The sequence below is a fragment of the Candidatus Poriferisodalis sp. genome (assembly GCF_965221945.1).
Classification (GTDB): Bacteria; Actinomycetota; Acidimicrobiia; order Acidimicrobiales; family Poriferisodalaceae; genus Poriferisodalis.
This window is the reverse complement of record NZ_OZ244925.1, coordinates 2,503,609-2,529,542: the sequence shown is the minus strand read 5'-3', so window position 1 is coordinate 2,529,542 and position 25,934 is coordinate 2,503,609. Positions and strand designations below refer to the sequence as shown.

The window sequence follows — 25,934 nt, the reverse complement described above, 5'->3', positions numbered from 1 at the left end:
GCGTGAATACACACCCCGAGCTTGGACACCCTCACCCCACAACCGGTGGACCCGACCCCTTGGAACTAATCATCTAGCTTGTCGCCGTGGCGAGCATGCCCTCAGAACGCCCTGGGGCGACCGCGGATTCCCGGGCCGCAGCACCGCAGGGGGTCATGCCGCCTGGGCTGTACGTGCAGGAGCCGGGCGGGGTGCGCGCCACGGAGTTGACGCGCGGTCCTTGGGCCCTTCAGGTGATGCACGGCGGTGCCATCTGCGGGCTGCTGGGCTGGGCAGTCGAGCGCGAGCAACGGAGCCTGGGCATTGCTCAGGTGTGCAGTCGGTTGACCGTCGAGATCCTCTCGGGCATGCCGATGGCTTCCTACGAGGTCACGGCAACCACCGTCAAAGCCGGTAAACGGACCGCGCTGATCGATGCCGAAGTGCGGGCCGCGCCGCCTGAGACAGGTGCGCCTGGAGATGGTCGCCTTGTGGCGCGCGCCACCTCGCAGTGGCTGACGCCCACAATTCCAAGCGGTGAGCTCGTGAGCGACGGGCAGGCGCTGCCGCCGATCCCGGCGGAGCGTGCCGACCCTGGCGCCAACCCCGACATCGACTACCCGCGGCCCGGCTTCAATGCCGACGCCGTGGATCTCCGCTTCGTCGGCGGATCAACCGAGGAGCCGGGCCCTGGCCGCACGTGGGCACGGCTGAATCATCCGCTCGTGGCGGGCGAGGAGACATCGCCGCTGGCCCGGATTGCGACGCTCGCCGATCTCGGGGCAGCTGTCGGCTGGGACTATTCGCCGACGGGCGGCGCCTACATCAACACTGACGTGACGCTGCAGCTGCTGCGGCCGCCAGCAGGGGAGTGGATCTTCTTCGACGCAGAGACTCTCGGCACGTCACAGGGTCTGGCCGGTACCCACTCCGTGATCTTCGACCAGCACGGGCTGCTCGGCTGGGTGCTGCAGAGTCAGGTCACCGCACCCGCCGAGATCGGCTTCCCCGGCGGCATGGCTGCCGCCCGCAAGGCCGCATCCGGCTGACTAGCCGGCCCGTGCTTGCTTGTCGCCGATTACCCGGCGACCTCGGCGAGGAGGTCGTCGATGACGTGGGCCATCTGGCTGTAGTCAGGCCGCTTCATCACGAAGGCGTCGGCGCCGAGGTCGTAAGCCCGGGCACGGTCGTCGGCAGCCTCCTCGGTGGTCAGCGCAACCATCATCACCTTGTCGAACTCGTCAGCGGCACGTATCTCCGCGAGCAGGTCGAACCCGCTCACGACCGGCAGTTTCAGGTCGAACAGCACCAGATCGACCTCCGACGGTCCCACGGCGCGCACGAACGACAGCGCGTTGGCGCCGTCGTGGGCGACACGCAGCTGGTTGCGAGTTCCCGCCTCGGCGAGCGCCAGGGTGATGACGTCGACGTCGTGCTGGTTCTCTTCTGCCAGCAGCACGTGGACGGTGTCGTCGGGAGTGTGCAGCACGGGCGGCTCGAAGATCCCTGCACGGTCGACGGTCTGGGTTGCGGCCGAGATGTGCTCCACCGGCACACCGAAGCGTCGCTGGAGGCGATGCGGCAGGTCCAGGTGCAGCCACCGGCTGGCACCGGCGGGCAGCGTGCTCAGGATGATGAGGTCGGGGTTCAGCCGGTCGATCGCCAAGTTGACCGCTACGACAGGGTGTGCGGGACCCACTTCGCCGGTGACGCGGGCGCCGATGTCGTCGAGGGAGTCGAAGGCCTGGCTGAGCCGACGGCGAGCGCCCGCCAGCGCCCGCGCGGGGTCGGGGCCATTGGCGCCCGTCGCGGGCACGACGATGTGGAACCGGGTTTCGGGGTCGACGGCCAAGATGTGCTCGACCCGCTCATGCAGGTGGCTGCCGACGAGGGTCTGGTTGGCCACGATCAAGACATGTCGCATGCCCGTGCCTCCTTGCGGAGAGAACTGTGCGGGCGAACTTAGCCTGAGGTGTTGGTCTGTACCGGGTCTAGTGGAGGCGGGTTGTTGGATTCTGTTGCCTTGGTCATCGAGGAGGGCTAGTGGCACGGAGGGGTTATCCGCGGTTCCACGGACCCCTTCAGCGGCGCAGAACCTTGGGGACGGTCGTGCCGAAGTCCGACGGCAGCTTCACTATCGTCACGCCACACTCCCGCATGAGCTGCACCTTCTCGGCGGCCGACTCCCCGACGGTGGACACGATGGCGCCGGCGTGGCCCATCGTTCGGCCCTTGGGCGCGGTGAGTCCGGCGATGTAGCCCACCACGGGCTTGTACATGTGGTCGCGGGCGTAGTGGGCGGCCTGGGCCTCCTGAAGCCCGCCGATCTCGCCGATCATCACGATCGCCTCCGTCTCGCCGTCGGCCTCGAACCGTTTGAGGTGGTCGAGGAACGAGCTCCCGTTGATGGGGTCGCCGCCGATCCCGACGCTGGTGCTGACCCCGATCCCCACCGCCTTGAGCTGCGACGCCGCCTCGTATCCCAGCGTCCCCGACCGGCTGATGACACCCACCGGGCCGCGCTCGTAGATGTGCGGGGGCATGATGCCCATCATGGCCCGGCCCGGGCTGATCACCCCCGCGCAGTTGGGGCCGATCAGGCACATTCGCTTGGCGTGCTGGTAGCGGCGCAGGTAGCGCTTCACCCGCATCATGTCCTGCACCGGGATGCCGTCGGTGACGCACACGCAGTGCTCGATGCCGGCGTCGGCCGCCTCCATGATGGCGTCCGCCGCGAACGGCGGCGGCACGAACACGATGCTGGCGGTGGCGCCGGTGGCGGCCACGGCCTGCTTCATGGTGTCGAACACGTCGACGCCGCAGTGGGTCATCCCGCCCCGGCCCGGCGTGACGCCTCCGACGACGTTGGTGCCGTACTCGCGCATTTCGGAGGTGTGGAAGGTGGCGATGCGCCCGGTGATGCCCTGCACAACCACGGGTGTGGACTCGTCGAGGATGATACTCATCGCCCGACCCTCCCCAGGGTGCCCGCACGCCATCTGCGGCTGTCTTCTGTTACGTCGAGCATGATGCTCATCAGGCCGCCCTCCCGGCGATGGACTCGACCGCTCTCGCGCCCGCCTCAGCCAGCGAGTCGGCCGTGATCACGGCCACGTCGGCCTCGGCGAGGATGCGCCGCCCCTCCTCCACGTTGGTGCCCGACAGGCGCACCACCACCGGCACCGGCACCTCGAGCCGCTGCAGGGCCTGCACCACGCCTTCGGCCACCCAGTCGCAGCGGTTGATGCCGGCGAAGATGTTCACCAGCACGGCCTTGACCTTCTCGTCGGAGAGCACCAGCCGGAACGCCTTCAGCACCCGCTCAGGGGATGCTCCCCCTCCGATGTCGAGGAAGTTGGCGGGCTCGCCCCCGGCCTGCTTGATCATGTCCATCGTGGCCATGGCCAGGCCCGCCCCGTTGATGATGCAGCCGATGTCGCCCTCGAGCCCTACGTAGCTGAGGCCCCGGTCGTTGGCCGTTCGCTCCCGGGGATCCTCCTGCGACTTGTCCCGCAGCTCCGACACGTCTTGGTGGCGGAACAGGGCGTTGTCGTCGAAGGTCATCTTTGCGTCCAGCGCCAGCAGGCGGCCGTCAGCGGTGACGGCCAGCGGGTTGATCTCCAGCATGGTGGCGTCGAGGTCGAGGAATGCCCGGTAGCAGGCCGTCATCAGATGCACGGCCTGGGGGACGAGGCTGGCGTCGAGACCGACGGCGAAGGCGATCTCCCGGGCCTCGAAGGACTGGATCCCCACTGCCGGCTCCACATTGACCCGCACGATCGAGTCAGGGTCGTTGGCCGCGATCTCCTCGATGTCGGTTCCCCCGGCGGCCGACGCCACCACCATCACCCGCTCAGCGGCACGGTCGAGCACGAATCCGAGATAGACCTCGTGCTCGCTCGCGACGGCCGCCTCCACATAGAGCCGGTATACGCCCTTGCCCCGCGCGTCCGTCTGGTGGGTGACGAGCCGCTTGCCCAGCAGCTCGTCGGCGGCCTCCCAGATCTCGCCCTCATGGCTGCAGATCCGTATGCCGCCCGCCTGCCCGCGGGACCCGGCGTGGACCTGGGCCTTCACCACCCACTGCTCGCCCCCGATCTCGGAGGCCCGGTAGGTGGCCTGCTCCGGGCTGTAGGCCAGCCCGCCCTCTGGAATGGCCACCCCGTAATCGGCCAGTATCGCCTTGGCCTGGTACTCGTGTATTTCCATGAACGCCCCTCCGTTCATCGTTGGATGCGGGGTCCGCGGCTGCGGCCCGCTCTGCGACGTCTCCCGACGCCCCCTCGGCTGCCCCTGTGTCCGACCCTTCCGACGCCCCGGTGCGTGCCGTCAGCCGGTGACGGCGGCGATGGCGTCGGCCGTCTCCACCACGTTGCGGGCCATCCGGGCCGACGCCGCGTCGATCATCCGCCCGTCGAGCTGGGCCGCGCCCCGCCCCGCGGCAGCCGCCTCATCCAGCGCCCCGAGCACCCGCCGGGCCTGCTCCACCTCGGCTGCCGGCGGCGTGAAGACCTCGTTGGCCAGATCGACTTGGGTCGGGTGGATGGCCCACTTGCCGTCGTATCCGAGGGCGGCGGCCCGTCGGGCTCCGGCCATGAACCCCTCAGGATCAGAGAAGTCGCCGAACGGTCCGTCGATGGCGCGTAGACCGTTGGCACGGCAGGCCACGAGCAGGCGGGACAGGGCCGAGTGCCACTGGTCGCCGGGGTAGTCGGGATTGAGCCCGCCGATGGTCATGGTCCGAGCCCGGCACGAGGCCGCGTAGTCGGCCACTCCGAAGTGCAGCGCCTCCAGGCGGGGGCTGGCCGCAGCAACCGCCTCCACGTTGGCCATGCCCAGCGCCGTCTCGATCAGAGCCTCCACGCCTATGCGGTGGCGGAGGCCAAGGGCCTGCTCCATCTGGGAGAGGAGGGCGTCCACCGTGTACACGTCTCCCGGAACCCCGACCTTGGGGATCATGACGGTGTCGAGGTGCACCCCTGCCTGCTCCACCACATCGACCAGGTCACGGTACATGTAGTGGGTGTCGAGCCCGTTGATCCGCACTGAGACCGTCTTGCCGGCCGCTCGCCAGTCGATGCCAGCCAGAGCCTCGATCACGTTGTGTCGAGCCGATTCCTTGTCGTCGGGCGCCACCGCATCCTCAAGGTCCAAGAAGACGTAGTCGGCGGAGCTCGCGGCCGCCTTCTCGAACAGCGAGGGAAGCGATCCGGGCACGGCCAGCTCGCTGCGATGCAGCCTGCGCCTCCGCTCGGTGATTTGGTGATGGCTCATGGGGTGCATCCGATCTGCCGGCCGGCCCAAGGGGGGGTCAGCCCTGAAAATGTGATGGATTCTGCTCCACACAGTGGTTTCTCTGTCGGCGGATCGCGCGACCTTACCACTAATGTGGTGGGTGATATCACTAATCTGATGGAGGATGTCTCAATGACGCAGCACAGCGAACGGATTCTCATGGACCCCGGCCCCTCCAATCCGTACCCGGCGGCGATCGCGGCTGCCTTTGTCCCGTGCGTCCTACAGGTCCTTGCTGTCGCTACGTGCGCACCTCATCACAGGGGCGATCCAGCCATGGCACGGGTAGCCATCATCGGCGCCGGGCCACCCTGACCCTGTTCGGCGGTTTCCTCACGGACAACCGCATCACCCTGGCGCCCACCACCCTCACGGTGACCATCGTGGACTAGCCGAGCGGCGACCGGGCTCACTCCGCTGAGGATTCGTGCACCGCGCCTTCGGCGATCAGCCTGTCGATTGCTTCGTCTGACATGCCAGCGGCGGTGAGCAGCTCGCGTGTGTGATCGCCCAGCTTCGGAGACGGTCCACGCGGTCCGACGTCGGCCGTCGCGAACCGCATCGGGATGCCCACGCTGCGGTACTCGCCGATGTCGGGGCTGTCGAGCGTGGGGAACAGGCCCAGCGCTTCGGCCTGGGGGTCGTCGGCCACTTCGTGCAGCCCCAGCACCGGGCCCCAGATGATTCCCTCGGCGTCGAAGATCTCGCCCCACTCGTCACGGGTTCGGTGCGCGAGTGCCTCGTCTATGCCGGCCACGATCTGTCCCATGTGGGCGAACCGGCCACGGATGTCGGCGAAGCGCTCGTCTTCCAGCCAGTCGAGCCGCTCGATGACCCGGCACAGCAGCGGCCATGCGCTGTCCTGGGGCATGTTGAACACCACCCACTTGCCGTCCCCGCACGGATAGCGATTGGCGGTGGGGATGATCATGTTCTCGCGGGAACGCTGGCGCAGCGGCGCCTTGTCCATGGCGGTGATGGCGTAGTCGGACGCCTGGGTCCACACGGCTGTCTCGTACAGCGATGTTTCCACCACTTGGGCCTCACCGGTTCGCTCGGCCATCCGCAGCGCGGCGAGCACCGCCCCCACGAGCGCGAGGCCGGTGGTGTGATCGCCCTGGGCGGGGCGCGCCATGGGGACCGTCCCGTTGGGCCCTTCACGCATTGCGTCGTAGATGCCCGAGCGGCCGAAGAAGGCGGTCACGTCGTAGCCCGGACGCCACGCCTCCGGACCCGTGGTGCCGTAGCCGGTCAGCGTGGCGTGCACGATGCGCGGGTTGACCGCCGTCACCGTGGCCGGATCGAGCCCGAAGCGTTCCTGGCGGTGGACGAGCAGGTTGCACATGAACACGTCCGCGCCTGCGATGAGCCGGTGGACCACCTCGCGGCCGGGTGCCGAGTCCAAGTCGACTGCGATGGAGCGCTTGCCGCGGTTGTCCACGTCGAACTGGAAGTCGTAGTCCTTGATCTCGGGCGGAAGCTTCGCCGGCCGGCTGAAGCCCCGGGCCGGATCGCCCTCGAGCGGCTCCACCTTGATGACGTCCGCACCGAGGTCGGCCAGGATCGCTCCCGCCGACGGCGTGGCCATCCAGCTGTCCACCTCGATCACTCTCACATCGTCCAACGGTGCTGCCACTGGCCCTCCAACGCTGCACTGACCTTCAGTGTCGACCCCGCACCAGCCTGACACTGCGCTACTCGCCGTGCTCCCGGCCAGCGGGACCCGACGGAGGGTATGGCAGCACGAAGCCAACGGGGCGGGCGCCACTACGCTGCCGGGCCATGGAGCTTGCAGGCAAAGTCGCTGTCGTCACCGGTGGGGCGAGTGGAATCGGGGAGGCGCTCGTGGAGCGCTTCGGGGCAGAAGGGGCGCGGGCGCTGGTCGTGGTTGACCGCGATGAGGCTGGCGCGCAGGTCGTGGCGGATCGGGTTGGCGGCACGGCCGTCAGGCTCGATGTCACCGATGAAGAGGCCATCAAGACGGTTGTGGCCGACACAGTGGCAGCCCACGGCGCACTCGATGTGTTCGTGTCCAACGCCGGCTACGTGACCCAGGGCGGCCTCGAGGTCTCCAACGACGAGATCCAGCGCATGTGGGAAGTCCACGTGATGTCTCACGTGTACGCGGCCCGGGCAGCCGTTCCCGTCATGGTGCACAACGGCGGCGGCTACCTGCTGAACACCGCCTCGGCGGCGGGGCTGCTCACGCAGCTCGGCTCGCTGCAGTACGCCGTCACCAAGGCGGCTGCGGTGTCGCTGGGCGAGTTCCTTTCGATCACCTACGGCGACAAGGGCATCGTGGTGTCGATGCTGTGCCCGCAGGCCGTGGAGACGAACATCTTGGCCAACAGCCCCGACCGCACCGGCAATGGCGACCAGGGGCGAGGCACGCCAGGGGCTGCTGCGGGCGACGGCGTCCTGCAGCCGTCCCAGCTCGCAGACACGGTCATCGAGGCGATGGCGGAGGAGCGCTTCTTGGTGCTGCCCCATCCCGAGGTGCAGACCTATCGCGAGCGCAAGGCATCCGATATCGACCGCTGGCTGTCGGGCATGCGCCGCTTCCAGGCGCGCCTGTTCGCTGATTCCGACATCACCCCAGCGGACTGGCTGCTCAGCTGATCGTTCGCTCCGCTGGCGGGTCGTTCAGCCGGGTCGGCGGGCCACCAGGCGCGCTTCGTGGCGCGTCGCGAACCAGCCCTCTTCGAAGCTGACTGTCTCGAGCCCACTGCAGAGGTCTGGCAATTCGCCCTGCTCGACGAGGTAGCTGCGGCTGGGGCGCGCATTGACCAGCAGGTTGTTGACGGTGGCGATTTGCACGAAGGCGAGACCGCCCCGAACGAGCAGTTGGTCCAGCGAATTGAGCAACGGACGATGCAGAAAGTTGCTGCACACAGCGGCGTGCCAGCCTTGTTCGCTGCCGAGTTCGCGAACGGTCGGCAGCGGTTCGGCTTCCAGATCAGCCCGCACTGTACGTAGCCGAAACCCCCGCTCGTCGGCAGCGCCGCGGGCGATCTCCAAGGCCCGTGGGGAGACGTCGACGAGCGTTGTGTCGATACCGAGGCTCGCGAGCCACAACGCAGTACCGCCCGTTCCTCCGGCGAGATCCACAGCAGTCGAGCACTCGGCCAGCAGCTCAGCGTGGCCCGTCACGAACTCCGAGGGCGACCCGGGCTCATGCCACTCGGCGTATTTCGCATCCCAGCGGTCAGCGGCGGTCACGCGTCGTAGGTCCGGACTGCTTGCGCCCGGCGGCTGCGAGCGTAGGCAGCCACCAGCAGCAGCACCGCATAGAGGAAGAACTCCGACTTCACGAGACCAATCCAGCCGCCTTGGGTTACCCATCCGGGCCGGTCGATGAGCCAGACCGGCAGCAGCACCAGCACGGTGGCGGCGGGTACGGTCGTGATGAGCCGGCTGCCGCCGATGGCAGTGCTCCCGAAGGCGATTGTGAGCGCGAACAGCTTGATCGACAACTCCTCGGGATACAGCGATTGATCGTTGAAGTTCACCGGTACGAGCATGAGACCGCCTGCCAGGCCCGCAAGTCCGCTGCTGAGGCTCACCCCCACCAGCCGCAGCCGGTACACCGGTACGCCGAACGTGGCTGCCGCCGTCGGCTCGTCCCGGGTGGCGACGAGCGCTCGCCCGATGGGCCCCGACAGCAGTCCGTGCAGCAGCCAGAAGGCGATCACTACCCACGCGACGACGATCCAGAACTCCCAGATGTGCTCGTCGTTGGGGGCGATGCCTGTCCAGCTGGGCGGGACAAACTCGCCGTCGAGGGTGACCGGCAGCGGACCGTCGAGTTGCCGCAACACGATCGGGAACGCCACCGCGGCCGAGAGTGTCAACAACGCCAGGTAGGCCTTGGGCAAGCGCAGCGCTGGAATGCCCAGCAGCGCGCCCACCGCGCAGCCCGCGACGAAGCCGACCAGCGGCATCAGCAACAGCGGCAGCCCGAAGTCGTTCGCGGCGTGCAGCGCCGCGTATGAGCCGCAGCCGGTGAGTGCCCCATGACCGATGGAGAGCAGACCCATCCGGTGCGTGAGCAGCCAGAGCCCGGCGAAGACCAAGCAGAACGCTGCCAGCTGGGTGACGTCGGTGACGAAGGTCGACGAAGCACGCAGCGGCACGATGACGACGAGTGCCGCTATCACGGCGAGCGCACCGACAGTGAGCGCGAGGGGCAGCTGCTCCCGCTGGGTCCTCTCCCGCCGCGGTGCGCGGGCTGGTGGAGGCTCCGCTGGCGCCTCCGTGGCCAGTGGGGCACTGCGCTCGTGCGGCTCCAGGCGGAACACCGACGGTTCGGGGCCCTGAGCCAGCGGTTCGTCGCCGTTCGTCACGCCTGCAAGCTTCCGCGGGCTGCCTTGCGAGACAGCAATCCCGATGGGCGCACCGACAGCACCACGATGAGCACGCCTAAGGCCCACACCAGCGTGACCTGACTGTCAATGAACCCGACATAGCCAGACATCAGCGTCTCGGCGAGGGCGAACAGGTAGCCGCCGGCGAGCGCCAACGCCGGGCTGCGCAGTCCGCCGAGCGTGGCTGCTGCGAGGCCGAAAATCAAGAGACGTTCCATCATGCTGGGACGGACATTGAATTCCCCGGCAATGAGCCCGCCTGCCAGACCGCCCAGCGCCGCCGCCACGGCCCACCCGCCCATCACGACCCGCTCGACCCTGATGCCCAGCAACGCGGCGCTGTCCCGATTGGAAGTGATCGCTCGGAACGCCAGCCCGATCTTGGTTGTGCGCTGCACCAGTGCCAGCAGGCCGATCGCAGCAAGCATCGTGAGCGTGAGGCCGATGCTGTCGAACCACAGCCGCGCACCCCCGATGACAAAACGGTCAGAGTGCTCTTGCGGGAACGGCGAGCCGAGGAACCTCTGGCGACCGCCGAAGTGCTTCACCACGAAGACGCCGACGAGCAGGTAGAGCCCGAGTGTCGCCCCGATGGTCGGTACTGGATCGCCGTGCATTGGCCGGATCACCGTGTATTCGAGAAGCGCACCCAGAACTGCAGACACGACGACCGCAGCAGCGACCGCGGCCCAGATCGGCCACGGCGTTGCGAACGGCGTCAGCCAGTTCGCGAATGCGACATGGTCGGCGGGGAGTGCAGCGAACACCACGGCGATGTATGCGGACAGCATCGCAAGCTGTCCTTGGGCGAGGTTCAGTACCCCGGTCGACCGGAACACCATCGAGATCGCCACTGCCAGGGCCGCATACGCGGAGCCGTTGGCGAACGAGTCGAAGACCCGCTGCAGGAACAGGGTCATGAAGCCGCGATTGTGGCATGAGCCGGAGCGTTGACGGGAAGCTGCGCACCGGTGCGAAGATAAGGGCGTGCCGAATGATTCAGATGGCCGGACAGATGGCGCTCGATTCCTCGCCGATGTTGTGCTGACGTGTGATGAAGGCTTCTCGACGATCGAGCGCGGTGCGTTGGACGTGGGAGCCGACGGGCGCATTGCGTGGGTGGGCCCGGCGGCGGACGCGCCCGCGACGGACACGCCCGTGATCAACGTGGGCGGCCTGTTAATGCCGGGGCTTGTCAACACCCACGCGCACACGCCGATGACGCTGGTGCGAGGCGCTGGCGACGGGCTGCCGCTCATGGCATGGCTGACCGACGTGATGTGGCCCCGCGAGGGCAGGCTGCGGCCCGACGATGTGTGGTGGGGGATGACGCTGGGCGTAGTCGAGATGCTGCGCTCGGGCGTCACCACGACGTGCGAGATGTACGCCTACGAGCAGGCCGTCACCGATGCGGCCCGCGAGGCCGGCATCCGGCTGGTCATGTGCCCGGGCGTGATGTCGGTGGTGCACGCCGACCAATCGGGCAGCGTGGCCGGCCGCATCGACGACATCGCTCGATTTCACGCTGCCGAACACGATCCCGACGGCCGCGTCACGGTCGGGTTCGCCCCGCACTCGGCCTACGACCTAGGTGTGGAGGCGTGCGCCGAGATCGCAGCCGCCGCCCGCGAACGCGACACGCTGTTGCACATCCACCTGGCCGAGACGCGCACCGAGGGAGATGCTCTGTCCGCTGCTCACGGCGGTGCCAGCGTGCCGCAGCTCCTGGCTGACGCCGGAGTGCTGGAGGGCAGGGTGCTGGCAGCGCACAGCGTCTGGCTCGACGACGGCGACCTCGACATCTACGAATCGACCGGCGTAGCCGTGGCGCACTGCCCCGTCAGCAACATGAAGCTGGGCTCGGGCGTGGCGCGGGTACCCGAGATGCTCGAACGAGGCATCACGGTCTCGCTCGCCACCGACGGGCCGGGCTCCAACGACGACCTGGACCTGTGGGAAGAGATCAAGATCGCCTCGCTGTTGGCCCGGGTGACCGCACTCGACCCCACATTGATGAGTGCACAACAGGTGATCTCGATGGCGACCCGCAGCGGCGCCGAGGCGCTGGGTCTGCACACCGGGGTGCTGGAGCCGGGCCGCTGGGCCGACATGATCCGGCTCGACATCGACGACGTGGCGTTCGTGCCGGTCACCTCGCCGCAGGAGTTGATTGCCCATGTGGCGTGGTCCGGCGGCAGCCGTCACGTCACCGATGTCTGGGTGGGCGGCGAGCGTGTGGTTGCCGGGCAGGTCTGCTTGACCGTTGACGAAGCACGGGCCCGCTTCGAGGTACAGCATCGAGCGCAGCGGCTCGCTGAGGAGTCGGGGACGTGAGCGCGATGAGCGAGGCTGGCGAGACGAGTGAGACCAGCCCGGAGCGCCCCCCGGTCGGGATCATTGCCGGGACGGGCTTCTACGAGCTGCCTGGCCTGACGGAAGTCGAGCACCGTATGGTGCAGACCGACTGGGGCGAGGCATGGGCGATGACCGGCCGGTGGCATGGGCGGCGCATCGTGTTCGTGCCACGTCACGGCGGCGACCACTCGATCCCGCCGTCCGCGATCAACTACCGGGCCAACATCGCCGCAATGCGCGACCTCGGGGCCACGGCCATCCTGGCCGTGAGCGTCGTGGGCTCGATGGTGCCTGAGCGTGGCACCGGTTCGTTCCTGCTGCTCGATGACTACCTGGAATTCACCACCGGCCGTGCCGCAACCTTCTTCGATCAGCCAGGCCAGGTCGTCCACACCGACATGAGCACCCCGTACGACCCAGCGCTGCGTGCGGCGATGGCTGCCGCGGCCCTAGCCGAGGGCATCGACGTCGCACCGAGCGCCACCTATGTCTGCACGAATGGACCGCGCTTCGAGACACCGGCAGAGATCCGCATGTATGCCCAGATGGGCGGGAGCGTCGTCGGGATGACCGGCTATCCCGAAGTGGCGCTTGCTCGCGAGGTCGGGATTCCCTACGCCGGCGTGGCGGTCGTGGTGAACATGGCCGCAGGCATGTTCGACGGCGAGATCTCCCACGAAGAGGTGTCGGCGGCGCTTGAAGCCACCAAGGACCCGCTGTTCGCCCTGCTGAGCCGCACCGTTTCAACGACCTAGCCACCCGATGGCGCCGCGGGGCCGTGTTCGGGCGGTGTGGCAGCATATGTGCACAAGTATTGACAAACCGATACGGGCGCGCACATGACCGATCCCATCAGTGATGCCACGTTCTCTGCCTTGGCGGACCAGACGCGCCGGGCCATTCTCGGCCTGATCGGTGAACATGGCGAACTCTCTGTGGGAGAGATCGCATCACGTTTCGATGGCGTAGGCCGGACTGCCGTCTCCTCGCATCTGCGGATCCTGCGCCTTGCAGGCCTGATCACTGAACGCCGGGACGGCCGCTTCCGGCACTACTCGCTGACATCGACCCCCGCCGACACGGTCGTGGCCTTCCTTGCCTCGGTGTACCAGAACTCGCTGGAACAACTTGAAGCAGCCATCACAGAGGCGGTGGCAGCCGCCGGCAACACGGTCCAGCGAGAAGACGGGCTGAGCGCCTAGGTGCGCAGCCATGGCTGAACTCGTTCTGAGCAGCGAGGCGCGGCTGGAGGCGTGCCCCAGCGATTTGTTCGCCCTGTTCGGTACGGGCGACCCGTCGCTGGGGTGGCTGTTCGGGTCGGAGGCCGATGCGCTGCGACCCGGCGCACTCGTGCGTCTCAGCCTCCCCATCGGAGATCTGGCACGTGCACCCGGAACGGCGCGGATTCTGCGCTGCAAGCCCGGGCGCCGGATCGATCTGGTGCACGAGTCACCTTGGGCTGGGCGTGTGGTGTGCCATCTCGATCCGCTCAGCGGCGGCGGCACCCGCCTGCGCATCCGCGTCACGATCGACGATCGCGAATTCCTGCGCCTCGGTGCCGACTTCGGACTCCTTTCCGGCGCCGACGTCGACGCCTGGGAGATTCCTCTCGGACTGCTCACGTCGTTGTCTGGGAGCGCCGGGATCCTCGGGCGCTCAACCGTGAACTGTGCACAGCTCGCAGTCGACGAGATCAATGCCGATGGCGGAGTGATGGGCCGTGACGTTCGCCTGGTTATTGCGGATGACGCCACCGATCCCGGCGTCGGCGCGATAGCGATGCGTCGCCTCTGCCGGGTGTCCGACATGCCCGCCGTCATCGGCATGCACTCTTCGGCGACCTATGCGGTCACCTCGCCGATGGCCATCGCAAACGCCATTCCCTACCTCTACACCCCGACCAGCGAGGCGACGGCCACGCATCCGCTCCTGATCCGTTTCGGTGAGCGACCCCAAGACCAGCTGCACCGTGCCCTGCCGCTGATGGCAAAGACGACGGGTGGAACTCGCTGGTTCCTCACCGGAAACGATTACTCGTGGCCACGGGCGATCGGCACTGCGGCACGGGACGTCATCGAGCGCATGGGCGGCACAGTCACCGGCGAGGGCTACGTGCCACTGGGCACCCAGGACTTCGCACCGGTGATTTCTGCCATCGATGAATGCGGAACCGACCATGTCGTCTCGAGCTTCGTCGGGCAGGACCACGTTCGTTTCGAGTGCGATTTCTCTGAATCCGGGTTGCGTGGGGCGACTCGTACCTTTGCCCCGCTGATGGATGATGCCGTCGTCGAGCACCTGGGCCCCTCAGGGGTGGGCATCTGGAATGCCCTCGGCTACTTCGTTGCCATGGACACCACAGAGAATCATGAGTTCCTGCGGCGATACGAGGACCGCTTCGGTCAGTGTGCCCCACCGGTCTCCGCTGCCGCAGAAGGGGTGTACGAAGCCATCCACACATGGGCCAGCGCGTGCCGGTCCGGTGGCGGCACCGAACCAAGCGCCCTGCTTGGAGGACTTCGCACGGCCGGTTTTCGTGGCCCGAGGCGCTGCGGCCGTGGCGGATCACTGGAGTCGCTGTTGCTGGGGGAGGCGACGCCGTCGGGCATCAAGGTGCTGGACGAACTTCCCGCCGCTACTCACTCCCGCTGACAGCGCTCGCCTCTCGGTTGCAGAACTCCGTGCTCGGATAGCCACGCCACAGGCGGCACTTGACCGCGCCCTCCTGACAAGACAATATGTCAACATATACTCACATATAGGGGGAGGGCCAAGTCATGGGAACGCCAGGGAGCCCATGGAAGCGGTCACTCGGACGAACAGCGATCATCTTGGTTGCTCTGTTCTCGATGATCGCCGCCGCATGCGGAACGAGCGACGACGAACCGACGGCGACGGAGCCGGCGACGACCGATGCCATTGCCGCGCCGACTGCCGACGACACAACCGACGAACCGGCGCCGGAGACGACCGAAGAACCTGCGCCTCCGGAACCCGATGAGTCCCAGGCACCATCAGGGGAGCCGGTGCGTATCGGGATCCTGTTCTCCAATAGCGGCCCGGCAGGCATCTTCGGTCCCCCGACGGCCAACATCGCAGAGCTCATCGAAGAGGACATCAATGCCGCTGGCGGCATCAACGGACGCCCTGTCGAGACGTTCCTCGCCGACGACGCCACCGATCCCGCAATCGGTCGCCAGGCGATGGAGCAGCTCATCGAATCGGACGGGGTCGACGTCGTGCTCGGCACGCATTCCAGCGCGACCCGTGAGGCGGCCAAGCCGCTCGCAGAGGACGCCGGTGTGCTGTACATCTACGCGGCGCTGTACGAAGGCGGCGAGTGCTCTCCGGTGATGTTCAACACCGGTGAGGTCCCGAGCCAGCAGCTCGCGCCGGTCATCCCCTGGATGATGTCCGAGACGGGCGGCCGGACGTGGTTCCTGCTCGGCAACGACTACGTGTGGCCTCGGCGGAGCTTCGAGCTGGCACGCGAGTACATCGAAGCCTGGGGCGGTGAGGTCGTGGGCGAGGAATACGTCCCGCTGGGAACGCAGGACTTCTCGTCTGTCGCTCAGCAGATTGCAGGCTCCGGTGCCGACTTGATCTTCCCGGCGCTCGTGGGCGGCGATGCGATCGCGTTCGAGACCCAGGCCGTGGACTTCGGCATCGGACAGGACGCCATTCCGCGTCTGGCAAACATCTATGAGGAAAATGTCCTCGGTGCGATGGGGCCGTCGGTCACGGCTGGCATGCGCGTCACGATGGGCTACTTCGCCGAAGTCGACAACGCTGCGAACGCCGAATTCGTGCGCCGCTACTACGAGCGCTTCGGTGCCGACGCGCCGCCGCACGCCACCTTCAGCTCGCACATCTACGACGCAGCCTTGCTCTATGCAGCAGCGGCGAATGCGGCAGGCACGACCGACACGGCGGCCGTTGCCGCTGCACTGGAGGGGCTGACGCTCTCGACACCCACGGGGGACATCACCGTTACCGACAGCCGTCACTTGGCGCAGCCGATCTACGTGGCCCAAATTCAGCCCGATGGTTCCCAGCTGATCGTCGAGTCGTTCCCGTCGGTTGAGCCGGACGAGATCTGCGACCCCTCCTAGCTGAGGGCCGAGACCTCCCTGGTGAAGATCCTGGGCAGTCGGTGCGACCAGCGAGCCCCAGCAGCCGCACCCTCTGCCCGGATCTCAGCAGGACGTAGACACCGGGGCACAGTCCGTTGGATGCGCTGACACTGGAACTGCTCAACGGTCTCAGCCTGTTCGCGATCCTCGCGATCGTCGCGCTCGGACTCGGCATCGTCTTCGGGCTGATGGGCATCATCAACCTCGCGCACGGTGAGTTCGTGATGATCGGCGCGTACGTCTCGTACGTCGTACACGCCAATGACCTCAACCACTGGGTGTCGGTACCGGTGGCAGCCGCCGTGCTCTTCGTGTTGGGCGCAGTCATCGAACTCGTGCTGATCCGTCGAATTCACCGTCAGCCAGAGATCACGATCCTGGCCACCTTCGGCCTGTCGGTGTGCCTCCGACAGGCCGCTGAACTGGTCTTCACCAAGGACTTCCGGAGCGTCCCCAATCCCGTGCCAGGCGCGACACGGGCCTTCGGCGTCCTGTTTCCCACGTATCGCTACCTTCTGGTCGGCATTTCCGTCGTGGTCGTGGTGGCGACGCTGCTTGCGTTCACCAAGTCACGCTTCGGTTTGACCGTCCGAGCCATCGTCGCCGATCGAGATCTTGCCGAAGCATCCGGTATTCGGACCGGCATCGCCAACTTCTGCGCGTTCGGCATCGGCGCAGCGACCGCTGGCATCGCAGGAGCGCTGGTTGCCCCCCTCGGTGCGATCGAACCTCAGGCGGGGCTGCCCTATCTGCCCGGGGCCTTTCTCGTCGTGATCGTCGGCGGGTTCAACAAACTTTGGGGCGTCGTTGCCGGAGCATTGACGGTCGCCGCTGTGCAGATCGGCGTCATTCACTTCTACGACGCCGTGTGGGCTCAGATCGCGTCGCTGGGCCTCGCCGTCCTCGTTCTCCAGTTCCGGCGGCTCTCCGTGGAGAGCGCTTCCACATGAGCCGCGCACTTACCGTCGGCGCAGTCTCCGCCGTTGCGGCAATAGCCATGAGCGCGGCTCTTGGCGGTTTTCGAGCTGGGCAGCTCTCGCTGTTTCTGATCTTCGCCGTGCTCGCCGTGAGCCTCGACTTCGTGTGGGGATACACGGGCATTCTCTCGCTAGGCCAGCTGCTGCCCTTCGGCATCGCCGCCTATACGGCCGCGAAGATCGCCACCGCCGCGCCGTCGCTGAGCGTGCCTGCGCTCATCGTCGCAGCCATCGTCGGCGCCGCGATTGCCGCAGGAGTCGGCGTGGCCATGCTCCGGCGACGCCCGACGGCGATCGTTGTGGGGCTCTTGACATTGGTGCTGTCGCTGACACTTGAGCAGATCGCCGAACAGTGGCGGGATGTCACCGGCGGATTCAACGGCCTGACGGGCGTCCCCCGCATCGGCGCGTTCGGAACCCAGTTGCCGGATGCCGCGCAGGACATCGGGATCTCAGTGCTCGCACTGGCGGTCATCACCGTTGTCGGTGTCGTGGTCAGCCGCCCGATCGGTGCGGTGCTCATCGGCATACGTTCCAACGAACGCCGCATGGAGGCACTCGGCTACGACACGGTCCGGATCAAGATCTGGGCGTTCACCGTCGGCGGCGCCGTCGCCGGATTTGCAGGTGCGCTGTATGTGTATCGCACGAGCTTCGTGTCGCCTCAGATCTTCGGCTTCGCTCTCGCAACCAATGTGGTGCTGTGGACCCTCGTCGGGGGACGAGGCACGATCGTGGGACCGGTCATCGGTGCATTGGCGATCAACTTCGCCTCAGCGACGCTGGCCGATGTCTGGCTGCAGTACTGGACGCTCGCCACCGGCGTGATCTTTGTGCTTGTCGTCGTGGTGATGCCCCACGGACTGGTCCCGAGCTTGCAGCGGCTGTTCCGCTTGCCGACAGCTCGCCGCCGCCAACCCAGACTGATCCGATCCGACAGTCATGCGGTCACGACGAGTCCGTCTGTGCGACGGGCAGCAATCTTCGAGGCGGTCGATGTCGAGAAGAACTTCGGGTTCTTCCGATTGCTCGACGGTGTCACGCTCACTATGGACGAGCCCGAGCTTCGATGCCTGATCGGCCCCAACGGCGCCGGCAAGTCCACGCTCCTGGACATCCTGGGCGGCCAGCAGGGCTGCCAAGCCGGCACCGTTGAGGTGCTCGGTCAAGAGTGCACCGGCCGTCGTCCATGGGAGTTCGCGAGACATGGCGTGGGCCGCAAGTTCCAGTCGCCGCAGCTCATTGACGACCTGTCCGTGGCCGCCAACGTCGCTATCGCTGCGTGGGGGACTCGTTCGTCGCCTTGGAGCCTCGTCCGCAGCAGCTGGAACGCTCACATCCCGCAGCCTGCGCTGGAGATTCTGGAACGAACCGGGCTCGACGAACGGCTCGAGACGCCCGCTGGGGAGCTCTCCCATGGAGACAAGCAGTGGCTCGAGATCGCGATGGCGGCGGCGGGAGAGTGCCGGCTCTTGCTCCTGGACGAACCCACAGCGGGCATGACCGTTGCCGAGAGCCTCGACGCAGCCGCACTGCTGCGGGAACTGCACGCCGAGCATCGACTGCCGATCGTGATCGTCGAACACGACATGGCGTTCATCCGCGCCGTCGCAGATCGCGTCACCGTGCTTGCGCTCGGTGCGGTGCTGGCGGACGGCACCGTCGCCGAAGTCGAGAGCAACCCCGACGTGCACGCGATCTATTCCGGGGTCGACAGCTGATGCGCCTTGAAGCAGAGGGGCTGCGTTCAGGACACGGAAATGTGCCAGTCCTGCACGGCGTCAGCTTCGGTGTCTCGGGAGGAGAGATCGTGGCGCTCGTCGGTCGGAACGGAGCTGGCAAGACCACCCTGGTCAAGACGATTGTGGGTCTGCTGCGGGCAACCGGCGGACGGCTGACGCTTGACGGCGCGGAGATCACTCGGTTGCCGCCGTCGGGTCGCGTCCGGGCGGGCTTGAGAGCGGCGTTTCAGGAACGACCGCTGTTCAGCCAGCTCTCTGTGGGCGACAACTTGCGACTGAACGGATACCCGCCCACCAGTCACGACGAGGTACTCGCCATGTTCGGGGCGTCACTGGCTGGGCGTGCAGCTCAGCGAGCCGGGACCCTGTCCGGCGGCGAACAGAAGATGCTCGCATCGGCCTCAGTGCTCGCATCGACCGCGTCCCTTCTGGTGATGGACGAGCCAACTGAAGGCCTGCAGCCCTCCAACGTGGCGTTGCTCGGCGATCGTCTCGACGCGGCTCGGAACTCGGGCCGAGGAATACTGCTCGTCGAGCAGCATCTGGCGCTTGCAACCCGCATAGCTGACCGCTTCATCGTGCTTGAGAAGGGCGAACTCGTCGACAGCGGCTCAGCCCGGGATCCCACGTTGGCTGGCCGACTGGCCCAGCATCTCGCAATCTGACAGCAAAGGACGACAGCCATGACAGAACTGACTCAGATGAGCCTCGCCGAGGCGGCGGGAGCCGTGAGGGCTCGCGACGTGACTGCCGTCGAGTTGCTTGACGCATGCCTCGCGAGAATCGAACAGACCGAGCCCGCCGTCAGTGCGTTCGCTTCGATCCAGGTCGAAGCCGCACGCACCACGGCTGAGCAACTCGACCGAGGCGAGATTCGGGGACCGCTGCACGGCGTGCCCGTCGCACTCAAGGACCTCTTCTTCACGGAAGGGGTACCGACCGAGGCGAACTGCGAGGCCTTGCGGGGATTTGCGCCCGATCACGACGCAACTGTCGTCGGTCGACTGCGAGACGCCGGCGCGGTGATCGTCGGCAAGACGAACACCCATGAGCTTGCGTTCGGCGTCTCCTGCCCGGCCTCGCATAACCCGTGGGATACGCAACGTTCGACGGGCGGTTCCTCCGGCGGCAACGCAGCGAGCTTGGCGGCACGCCAGGTGTTCGGCACGCTGGGTACCGACACGGGCGGATCGGTCCGCATCCCGTCGAACTGCTGCGGAACGACCGGCCTCAAGACGACGCGCGGAACCGTGCCCCGCGACGGCGTCCACTTGATCTCGTGGACCTACGACACCGTCGGCCCGATGGCGCGGACCGCCGAAGACTGCCGGATCTTGCTCGAGGTCATCGCTGGCCATTCACCGGCGGACCCGTTCACCTCCAAGACGCTGCTGAGAGATGCACGAGAACCGGGCGAACTGACGCTCGGCGTTCCCAGCGACAGCTTCTTCAACGGGTTCGACACTGATCCGAACGTGCGCGCAGTGATGGATGAAGCGGTCGAGGTGCTCCGCTCGCTGGTGGCGCGGGTGGAATCGGCGCACGTGCCGAACAATGCAGAGCACGCCGAGGCGGGCATAGCGATCGTCTTTGCCGAATCGGCAGCACTGCTCGCGAGCGTGCGAACCGAACACAACGACCTGATCGGCGAAGAGGTTCGGGGAATCCTCGACGCCGGCACGGCGATCGAGGGCACGGCCGTCGCGAGCGCCCTCGCCCATCGGGTGGCGTTCGAGCGGACCTACCTTGACGTGTTCGACGACCAGGGAGTCGACTTGATCGTTGCCCCGGTCAATCCCAACCAGGTGCTTGAGCACGGCGCGGTCGAGCTCAACGGGGTGCCGCTCATTCCCGCGACCACGCAATTCACGTTCCCAGTCAACGGGGCCGGACTCCCCGCGATCGCCCTGCCGGGGGGCTTCGGCCCCGATGGGATGCCCATCGGCTTTCAGCTAGTGGGCCGGCCGTTCACCGAGAGGACCCTTTGCGTCGTGGGCGAGGTATTCCAGCGCGTGACCGATCATCACTCGCGCGCTCCTGAGTTGTGATATCACGCGATCAGCATCACGCGATCGGCATCACGCGGCTCAGGCGTAGCATTCGAGTAATCCGAGTTAGCTGGGGGGCACAGATGCGCAGCTGGAACTCGATGGAGGAGTTCGAAGCGTTCCTGGACGACGGCGGTTTAGTTGAGCCTGACGACGACATGCCCGACGCGTACCGCCAGGCTGTCTTTCGCTTCATCGAGCTGCACGCCAACAGCGAGTACATGGGTGGGCTGACCGAGCGGGACTGGATCGCCAAGGCGCCGGGGCTGTCCAACAAGCTGACGGCGCTGGCCAAGACCCAGGACGAGATCGGCCACGCGCACCTGCTGTACATGGTGGCGGCGGACATGGGCGTGAAGACCCGCGACGAGATGACCGCCGACCTGCTGGCAGGGCGCACCACGTTTCATAACGTGTTCCACTACCGGGCTTACACGTGGGGCGACCAGATTGCGATCGCGTATCTGGTAGACGCTGCCGCGCTCGCCAGCCAGCAGGCCGTCTTCAAGAACTGCAGCTACGGCCCCTACAAGCGCATCCTGCGGCGAATCATCGTCGAGGAGGGCTTCCACATGCGCAACGGCGAGGAGCTGCTGCTGAAGATGGCCAAGGGAACGCCCCAGCAGCACCAGTTGATGCAGCAGGGGATCGAGCGGTGGTGGTGGCCGTCGGTGCAGCTGTTCGGGCCTGACACCCGGCCGAACGATGTGTTGCTGCGCTGGCACATCAAGTCCGAGCGCAACGAGGTGATGCGCGACCGTTTCGTGCAGAAGATGGTGCCCCAGCTGCAAGCTGCCGGCTTTACCATTCCCGACCCGGACCTGCGCCAGGATCCCGAGACCGGTCGCTGGATCAGCGGCGAGATCGATTGGGATGCGCTCTCCGATGCGATCGCAGGCCGCGGGCCTGACAGTGAGCGACGCCTGCGCGACGCGCGCAATGCCTGGGACGGCGCGGCGTGGGTGCGCGCCGCACTCGACGAGGCCGCGGCGGTGGCTGCGTGAGCAACACCCGCGGCTTGGACGCAGGCGTCGTAGATGCCGTGCGCGAGGCTGTGTCGTTCGTGTGCGATCCCGAGTACCCGGAGGTAACGATCGCTGAGCTGGGCATTCTCGAGAGTGTCTCGTTGAGCGAGGACGGCTCAGCCGCGCGAGTAGAGCTGGTGCCGACCATGCTCGGCTGTCCGGCTCTCGACGTGATTCGCCGCGATGTGCTCGCAGCAGCTCAATCAGCGTCTGCCGGCACCGACGTTTCGATCGATGTGGTGTTCGTCGCCGATCCGGTCTGGACGCCGGATCGCATAGCGCCTTCGGCGGTGAGCTTCATGGCCCACGAGTACTTCGTGGCAGTCCGAAATGCACGGGCCGAAGCGACGTGCCCGATCTGCGGGAACCAAGCGCTGGAGCACCGGTCGAACTTCGGGCCGACGCCGTGCCGCAGCGTCGAATGGTGTCCGCAATGCCGTAACCCGGTGGAAGTGGTCGGCCGCGTCGACATTTCACTGCCCACGGCCGCCATGGGGGCGGCGCCAACAAGCACGGCCGCCATGGGGGCGGCGCCAACACCCAAGGTGCCGGCGTGAAGACCTACGAGGTGTTCCTGAAACGTCCTGGCAAGGATCCCTTCATCCACGTCGGTGCACTCGAAGCACCCGACAACGATCTGGCACTGAGCTTCGCCCGCGATTGCTACGCGCGCCGCTCCGAGGGGGAGCAGATGTGGGTCGTGGCCCGCGAGGACTTGCTGGTTGCCGACCCCACTGAGCTGGCGATGGCCGATCGTGAACACCGTCACAACGACGGCGCGCTGTTGCGGGATCTGAGACGGGCCCCAGACTCGCCGGCTTCATGAGCGACGTGGACCCTGAGAGCGTCGGCGGCGCGCACGAATTGGTGCTGGCGCTTGCCGACGACGAGTTGTGCATCGGCCAGAACTTGGCGTGGTGGATCGCTGTCGGGCCGTTTCTTGAAGAGGACTTGGCGCTGACCTCGATCAGCCAAGACGAGCTGGGCCACGCTCGGGCGCTGTACGGGTTGCTCGGCAACGACATCGATGCGCTGGCCTACGGGCGCCAGCCGCACGAGTACCGCTGCGCGCATCTCACCGAGCTTCCTTGCCGCGACTGGGGAGAGACCCTGATACGGCACTTCCTCTACGACACCGCCGAGACCGTCCGCTGGGAGGCGCTGGCCAACTCGACGTGGGAGGCCCTCGGTGCAGTCGCACGCCGAGCCTTTGCCGAGGAACGGTCGCACCTGCGCCACGCGTCCGGTCTGCTGTCGCGGCTGCTGCGTACCGATACGGGTTGTTCGCAACTGCTCCCGCTGTTCGACCAATTCGCGCCGATGGCGTGCGAGCTCTTCGATGTCCCGCCGGGCTGCTCGGACGAGGCTCTTGTTGCTTCGGGCGTTATGGCCCGCGGGTTGAGCGATCAGCGTGCCGAGTGGCAGGCAACGGTCGACGACGCGGTCGCTGCGGCTGGGTACCAACCGCAGTGGCCTGCCCACGACGGCACGCCAGCACAGGCAAGCGGTCGAGCCGGCCAGCGATCACCCCATTTTGCGGCCTTGCACGCCGAGATGGTCGAGGTGCTCTCGATCGATCCCTCGGCGGTCTGGTAGCGCGAACCCCCTTGGTCTAGGGCGGTCGGCGGTGCTTCTGGCACCGTGCGACACATGTGAGCGGGGCGCGGACCTGCCACAATCGCCGGGGCTCAGCCCCCGGACGCGCAACGGAGCGACTTCATGGCATTACGAGGAACATCCGTCGTGCGACGCGAGGACGCTCCGTTGCTGCGGGGTCAGGGACAGTTCGTCGCCAACCTCAACTGGGACGACATGGCGCACGCCTGCTACGTGACGTCGACCGTGTCGCATGCCGTGATCGCCGGTCTCGATGTCGGCGGGGCCCGCAGCGCGCCCGGTGTCATCGATGTCGTCACGGCAGCAGATGTCGATCTCGAGCCGTATCCGTCGCCGAGCCCTGCATTCGACGCCGCCATCGTGCGCCCGATGCTGGCCACCGACCGGGTGCGGTTCGTGGGCGAGCCCATCGCCGTCGTACTGGCTGACACCCCGGCTGCGGCGGTCGATGCGGCTGAGCTGGTCGTGGTCGACTACGAGCCGCTGGGGGCGCTCGTCGATCCCGAGGCAGCGCTCGACGGGCCGGCGCTGTTCGAGGGCATGGCGGAGCCGAACGTAGTGGTTCGCATGGTGCTCGAGGGCGAGCAGGCCGATTTCGACTCATGCGAAGCGGTGGCCGAGGTCCGCACGGTCAATAACCGCATAGCGCCGTGCCCGCTGGAAACTCGTGTGGCCGCGAGCCGATGGGCGGATGACGGGCGCCTGCATCACGTCAACGCCGGCCAGGGCCCCCACCCGGTTCGCGCCGGTCTCGCCAAGATCCTGGGCCTGGATCGGGAGCAGATGCGTGTGCTGTCACGAGATGTCGGCGGCAGCTTCGGCGCCAAGGCTCGGCCGCATCCCGAGGAGGCCTTGCTGGGCTGGCTGGCAGCGCGCATCGGCCGGCCGGTCATGTGGGTGCCGTCGCGCAGCGACGACATGGTGGGGCTCGTCCACGGTCGCGGGCAGATCCAGTACTGCCGCATCGGCGGCACCCGCGTCGGGCGCATCACCGCATTCAAGGTGCACGTGGTGCAGCAGGCCGGCGCCTACGGGAACATGGGCGCGGCGCTGCCGAACAATGGCCGGGCGATGCTGACGGGCTGCTACGACATCGCCACGCTCGGTTTCACCTCGGTCTCGGTGCTGACCAACACCACGCCGACCGGTCCCTACCGGGGCGCCGGACGTCCAGAGGCCGCAGCCGCCATCGAGCGCGCTGTCGACGTATTCGCAGCCGAGATCGACATGGACCCTGCCGAGGTTCGGCGCAAGAACTTCCTGCAGCCCGACGTGTTCCCGTTCGAGACTCGCACTGGCATGCCCTACGACTCAGGCGCTTATGAAGCCAGCCTCGACGCTGCGCTCGAAGCAGCCGACTACGCAGCGCTGCGTGCCGAGCAGGCCCGCCGCCGCGCCGACGGGGACGTCAAGCTGCTCGGCATCGGTCTTGCGACCTACGTCGAGCGCACTGCGGGCATCGGACGATCGGAGTACGGCGCAGTGGAGTTGGTGCCGGGAGGTCGCATCGTGGCCCGTACCGGCTCATCTCCCTACGGGCAAGGCCACCACACCTCCTGGGCGATGCTGATCTCGGACCGCACGGGTGTGCCGATGGACCAGATCGACGTCGTCCACGGCGACACCGACGAAGTGCCCCGTGGCGAGGTGACCGGCGGATCGCGATCGGTGCAGTTGGCCGGCTCGGCCATCTGGGAGGCGTCGGGCACGCTGGTGGATCAGGCCCGCGCTGTGGCGGCCACGCTGCTTGAAGCTGATCCGGCCGACATCACGCTCGACACCGCCTCTGGGGCGTTCCACGTCGTGGGCACCCCGGCGGTCTCGGTGGACTGGAGCGCGGTAGCTGAACACCTCGCTTCGACAACTGGCGAGGCGGGGCCGCGACTGCTCCACGCCGAGGAGGTGTTCGACTCCGAAGCGCCCACGTTTCCCTTCGGCACCCATGTGGCCGTCGTGGAGGTGGACCGCCACACCGGCGACGTGGAGCTTCGACAGCTCGTCGCCTGTGACGATGCCGGCACCATCTTGAACCCGCTGCTGGCAGCGGGACAGGTTCACGGCGGCCTGGCGCAAGGAGCGGCGCAGGCGCTGTTCGAGGAGTTCGTCTACGACGACGACGGCAATCCCCTCACCGGGAACTTCGCCGACTACCCGATCATCTCCGCCGCGGAGCTGCCGTTCTTCGACCGCGTCGTGCTCGAAACCCCGACGCACATCAACCCGCTGGGTGCCAAGGGCATCGGCGAGTCCGGCACGGTTGGCGCAACCCCGGCAGTCCAGAACGCCGTGATCGACGCCGTTGCCCATCTGGGCATCCGTCACATCGACATGCCGCTCACCCCGCAACGCGTCTGGCAAGCCATCACCGAGGCCACCGCGGACGCACCCTGAGCCGCAGT

General features: G+C 67.1%; 25 protein-coding genes. 17 read left to right on the top strand and 8 right to left on the bottom strand.

Features of this window, described 5'->3' with window-relative positions; genetic code table 11:
• Positions 1-95: 95 nt before the first annotated feature.
• Positions 96-1,028 carry a thioesterase family protein gene (locus tag ACOQPH_RS11785; protein ID WP_420624351.1) on the top strand — a complete coding sequence of 311 codons (933 nt, stop codon included), beginning with the start codon at positions 96-98 and terminating at the stop codon, positions 1,026-1,028.
• A gap of 29 nt (positions 1,029-1,057) precedes the next feature.
• Here ACOQPH_RS11785 and ACOQPH_RS11780 read toward each other — a convergent pair whose 3' ends face one another.
• The 4 genes from ACOQPH_RS11780 to ACOQPH_RS11765 all read right to left on the bottom strand — a co-directional run bounded on the left by ACOQPH_RS11780 (position 1,058) and on the right by ACOQPH_RS11765 (position 5,253).
• Entirely contained in the window at positions 1,058-1,903 is an 846-nt protein-coding gene (locus ACOQPH_RS11780) for a response regulator (protein ID WP_420621581.1), read from the bottom strand.
• Positions 1,904-2,060: 157 nt separating this feature from the next.
• Positions 2,061-2,945 (bottom strand): succinate--CoA ligase subunit alpha, encoded by an 885-nt coding sequence (gene sucD / locus ACOQPH_RS11775; protein ID WP_419554245.1) that lies wholly within the window; start codon positions 2,943-2,945, stop codon positions 2,061-2,063.
• 70 nt (positions 2,946-3,015) lie between these two features.
• A complete protein-coding gene (locus ACOQPH_RS11770) occupies positions 3,016-4,188 on the bottom strand; it encodes a malate--CoA ligase subunit beta (protein ID WP_420624350.1) in 1,173 nt (390 codons plus the stop codon).
• A gap of 120 nt (positions 4,189-4,308) precedes the next feature.
• The gene (locus ACOQPH_RS11765; RefSeq protein WP_420621580.1) at positions 4,309-5,253 is read right to left on the bottom strand and encodes an HpcH/HpaI aldolase/citrate lyase family protein; all 945 of its coding nucleotides are present in this window, start codon (positions 5,251-5,253) and stop codon (positions 4,309-4,311) included.
• 266 nt (positions 5,254-5,519) lie between these two features.
• Here ACOQPH_RS11765 and ACOQPH_RS11760 point away from each other — a divergent pair, with 266 nt between their 5' ends.
• Positions 5,520-5,666 carry a hypothetical protein gene (locus ACOQPH_RS11760; protein ID WP_420621579.1) on the top strand — a complete coding sequence of 49 codons (147 nt, stop codon included), beginning with the start codon at positions 5,520-5,522 and terminating at the stop codon, positions 5,664-5,666.
• A 17-nt stretch (positions 5,667-5,683) separates the two neighbouring features.
• Here the strand turns inward: ACOQPH_RS11760 and ACOQPH_RS11755 are convergent, their stop codons facing one another.
• Positions 5,684-6,910: a CaiB/BaiF CoA transferase family protein gene (locus ACOQPH_RS11755; RefSeq protein ID WP_420621578.1), complete on the bottom strand. Its 1,227-nt coding sequence runs from the start codon at positions 6,908-6,910 to the stop codon at positions 5,684-5,686.
• Positions 6,911-7,056: 146 nt separating this feature from the next.
• Between ACOQPH_RS11755 and ACOQPH_RS11750 the strand changes: the two genes are divergently transcribed.
• Entirely contained in the window at positions 7,057-7,893 is an 837-nt protein-coding gene (locus tag ACOQPH_RS11750; protein ID WP_420621577.1) for an SDR family oxidoreductase, read from the top strand.
• 24 nt (positions 7,894-7,917) lie between these two features.
• Here ACOQPH_RS11750 and ACOQPH_RS11745 read toward each other — a convergent pair whose 3' ends face one another.
• From ACOQPH_RS11745 to ACOQPH_RS11735, 3 genes are read right to left on the bottom strand one after another with little or no spacing between them, the layout of a single operon-like run.
• Entirely contained in the window at positions 7,918-8,493 is a 576-nt protein-coding gene (locus ACOQPH_RS11745) for a class I SAM-dependent methyltransferase (protein ID WP_420621576.1), read from the bottom strand.
• Positions 8,490-9,617: a branched-chain amino acid ABC transporter permease gene (locus tag ACOQPH_RS11740; protein WP_420621575.1), complete on the bottom strand. Its 1,128-nt coding sequence runs from the start codon at positions 9,615-9,617 to the stop codon at positions 8,490-8,492. The genes ACOQPH_RS11745 and ACOQPH_RS11740 overlap by 4 nt, the downstream gene beginning before the upstream one ends.
• On the bottom strand, positions 9,614-10,558 hold the full coding sequence (locus ACOQPH_RS11735) for a branched-chain amino acid ABC transporter permease (protein ID WP_420621574.1): 945 nt from the start codon (positions 10,556-10,558) through the stop codon (positions 9,614-9,616). The genes ACOQPH_RS11740 and ACOQPH_RS11735 overlap by 4 nt, the downstream gene beginning before the upstream one ends.
• A 67-nt stretch (positions 10,559-10,625) precedes the next feature.
• Between ACOQPH_RS11735 and ACOQPH_RS11730 the strand changes: the two genes are divergently transcribed.
• From ACOQPH_RS11730 to ACOQPH_RS11665, 14 genes are all read left to right on the top strand, one after another.
• Positions 10,626-11,972 (top strand): amidohydrolase family protein, encoded by a 1,347-nt coding sequence (locus tag ACOQPH_RS11730; RefSeq protein WP_420621573.1) that lies wholly within the window; start codon positions 10,626-10,628, stop codon positions 11,970-11,972.
• Positions 11,973-11,977: 5 nt separating this feature from the next.
• Complete coding sequence (locus ACOQPH_RS11725) at positions 11,978-12,748, top strand: S-methyl-5'-thioinosine phosphorylase (RefSeq protein ID WP_420624349.1); 771 nt, start codon at positions 11,978-11,980, stop codon at positions 12,746-12,748.
• Positions 12,749-12,832: 84 nt separating this feature from the next.
• Entirely contained in the window at positions 12,833-13,195 is a 363-nt protein-coding gene (locus ACOQPH_RS11720; RefSeq protein WP_420621572.1) for an ArsR/SmtB family transcription factor, read from the top strand.
• A gap of 10 nt (positions 13,196-13,205) precedes the next feature.
• Complete coding sequence (locus ACOQPH_RS11715; protein ID WP_420621571.1) at positions 13,206-14,645, top strand: ABC transporter substrate-binding protein; 1,440 nt, start codon at positions 13,206-13,208, stop codon at positions 14,643-14,645.
• 125 nt (positions 14,646-14,770) lie between these two features.
• Positions 14,771-16,105 (top strand): substrate-binding protein, encoded by a 1,335-nt coding sequence (locus tag ACOQPH_RS11710; RefSeq protein WP_420621570.1) that lies wholly within the window; start codon positions 14,771-14,773, stop codon positions 16,103-16,105.
• A gap of 116 nt (positions 16,106-16,221) precedes the next feature.
• Positions 16,222-17,076, top strand: a complete 855-nt coding sequence (locus ACOQPH_RS11705; RefSeq protein ID WP_420621569.1) for a branched-chain amino acid ABC transporter permease — start codon at positions 16,222-16,224, stop codon at positions 17,074-17,076.
• A complete protein-coding gene (locus tag ACOQPH_RS11700; protein ID WP_420621568.1) occupies positions 17,073-18,824 on the top strand; it encodes an ABC transporter permease subunit in 1,752 nt (583 codons plus the stop codon). The genes ACOQPH_RS11705 and ACOQPH_RS11700 overlap by 4 nt, the downstream gene beginning before the upstream one ends.
• Positions 18,824-19,510 (top strand): ABC transporter ATP-binding protein, encoded by a 687-nt coding sequence (locus ACOQPH_RS11695; protein WP_420621567.1) that lies wholly within the window; start codon positions 18,824-18,826, stop codon positions 19,508-19,510. Before ACOQPH_RS11700 ends, ACOQPH_RS11695 begins: the two co-directional genes overlap by 1 nt.
• A gap of 18 nt (positions 19,511-19,528) precedes the next feature.
• Entirely contained in the window at positions 19,529-20,893 is a 1,365-nt protein-coding gene (locus ACOQPH_RS11690; protein ID WP_420621566.1) for an amidase, read from the top strand.
• Entirely contained in the window at positions 20,890-21,897 is a 1,008-nt protein-coding gene (gene paaA, locus ACOQPH_RS11685) for a 1,2-phenylacetyl-CoA epoxidase subunit PaaA (RefSeq protein ID WP_420621565.1), read from the top strand. The genes ACOQPH_RS11690 and paaA overlap by 4 nt, the downstream gene beginning before the upstream one ends.
• Positions 21,894-22,475 (top strand): metal-sulfur cluster assembly factor, encoded by a 582-nt coding sequence (locus ACOQPH_RS11680; protein ID WP_420621564.1) that lies wholly within the window; start codon positions 21,894-21,896, stop codon positions 22,473-22,475. Before paaA ends, ACOQPH_RS11680 begins: the two co-directional genes overlap by 4 nt.
• Complete coding sequence (locus tag ACOQPH_RS11675) at positions 22,472-22,744, top strand: 1,2-phenylacetyl-CoA epoxidase subunit B (protein WP_420621563.1); 273 nt, start codon at positions 22,472-22,474, stop codon at positions 22,742-22,744. Before ACOQPH_RS11680 ends, ACOQPH_RS11675 begins: the two co-directional genes overlap by 4 nt.
• Positions 22,741-23,514 carry a 1,2-phenylacetyl-CoA epoxidase subunit PaaC gene (gene paaC / locus ACOQPH_RS11670; RefSeq protein ID WP_420621562.1) on the top strand — a complete coding sequence of 258 codons (774 nt, stop codon included), beginning with the start codon at positions 22,741-22,743 and terminating at the stop codon, positions 23,512-23,514. The genes ACOQPH_RS11675 and paaC overlap by 4 nt, the downstream gene beginning before the upstream one ends.
• Before the next feature lie 147 nt (positions 23,515-23,661).
• Positions 23,662-25,926 carry a xanthine dehydrogenase family protein molybdopterin-binding subunit gene (locus ACOQPH_RS11665; RefSeq protein ID WP_420621561.1) on the top strand — a complete coding sequence of 755 codons (2,265 nt, stop codon included), beginning with the start codon at positions 23,662-23,664 and terminating at the stop codon, positions 25,924-25,926.
• Positions 25,927-25,934 lie beyond the last annotated feature (8 nt).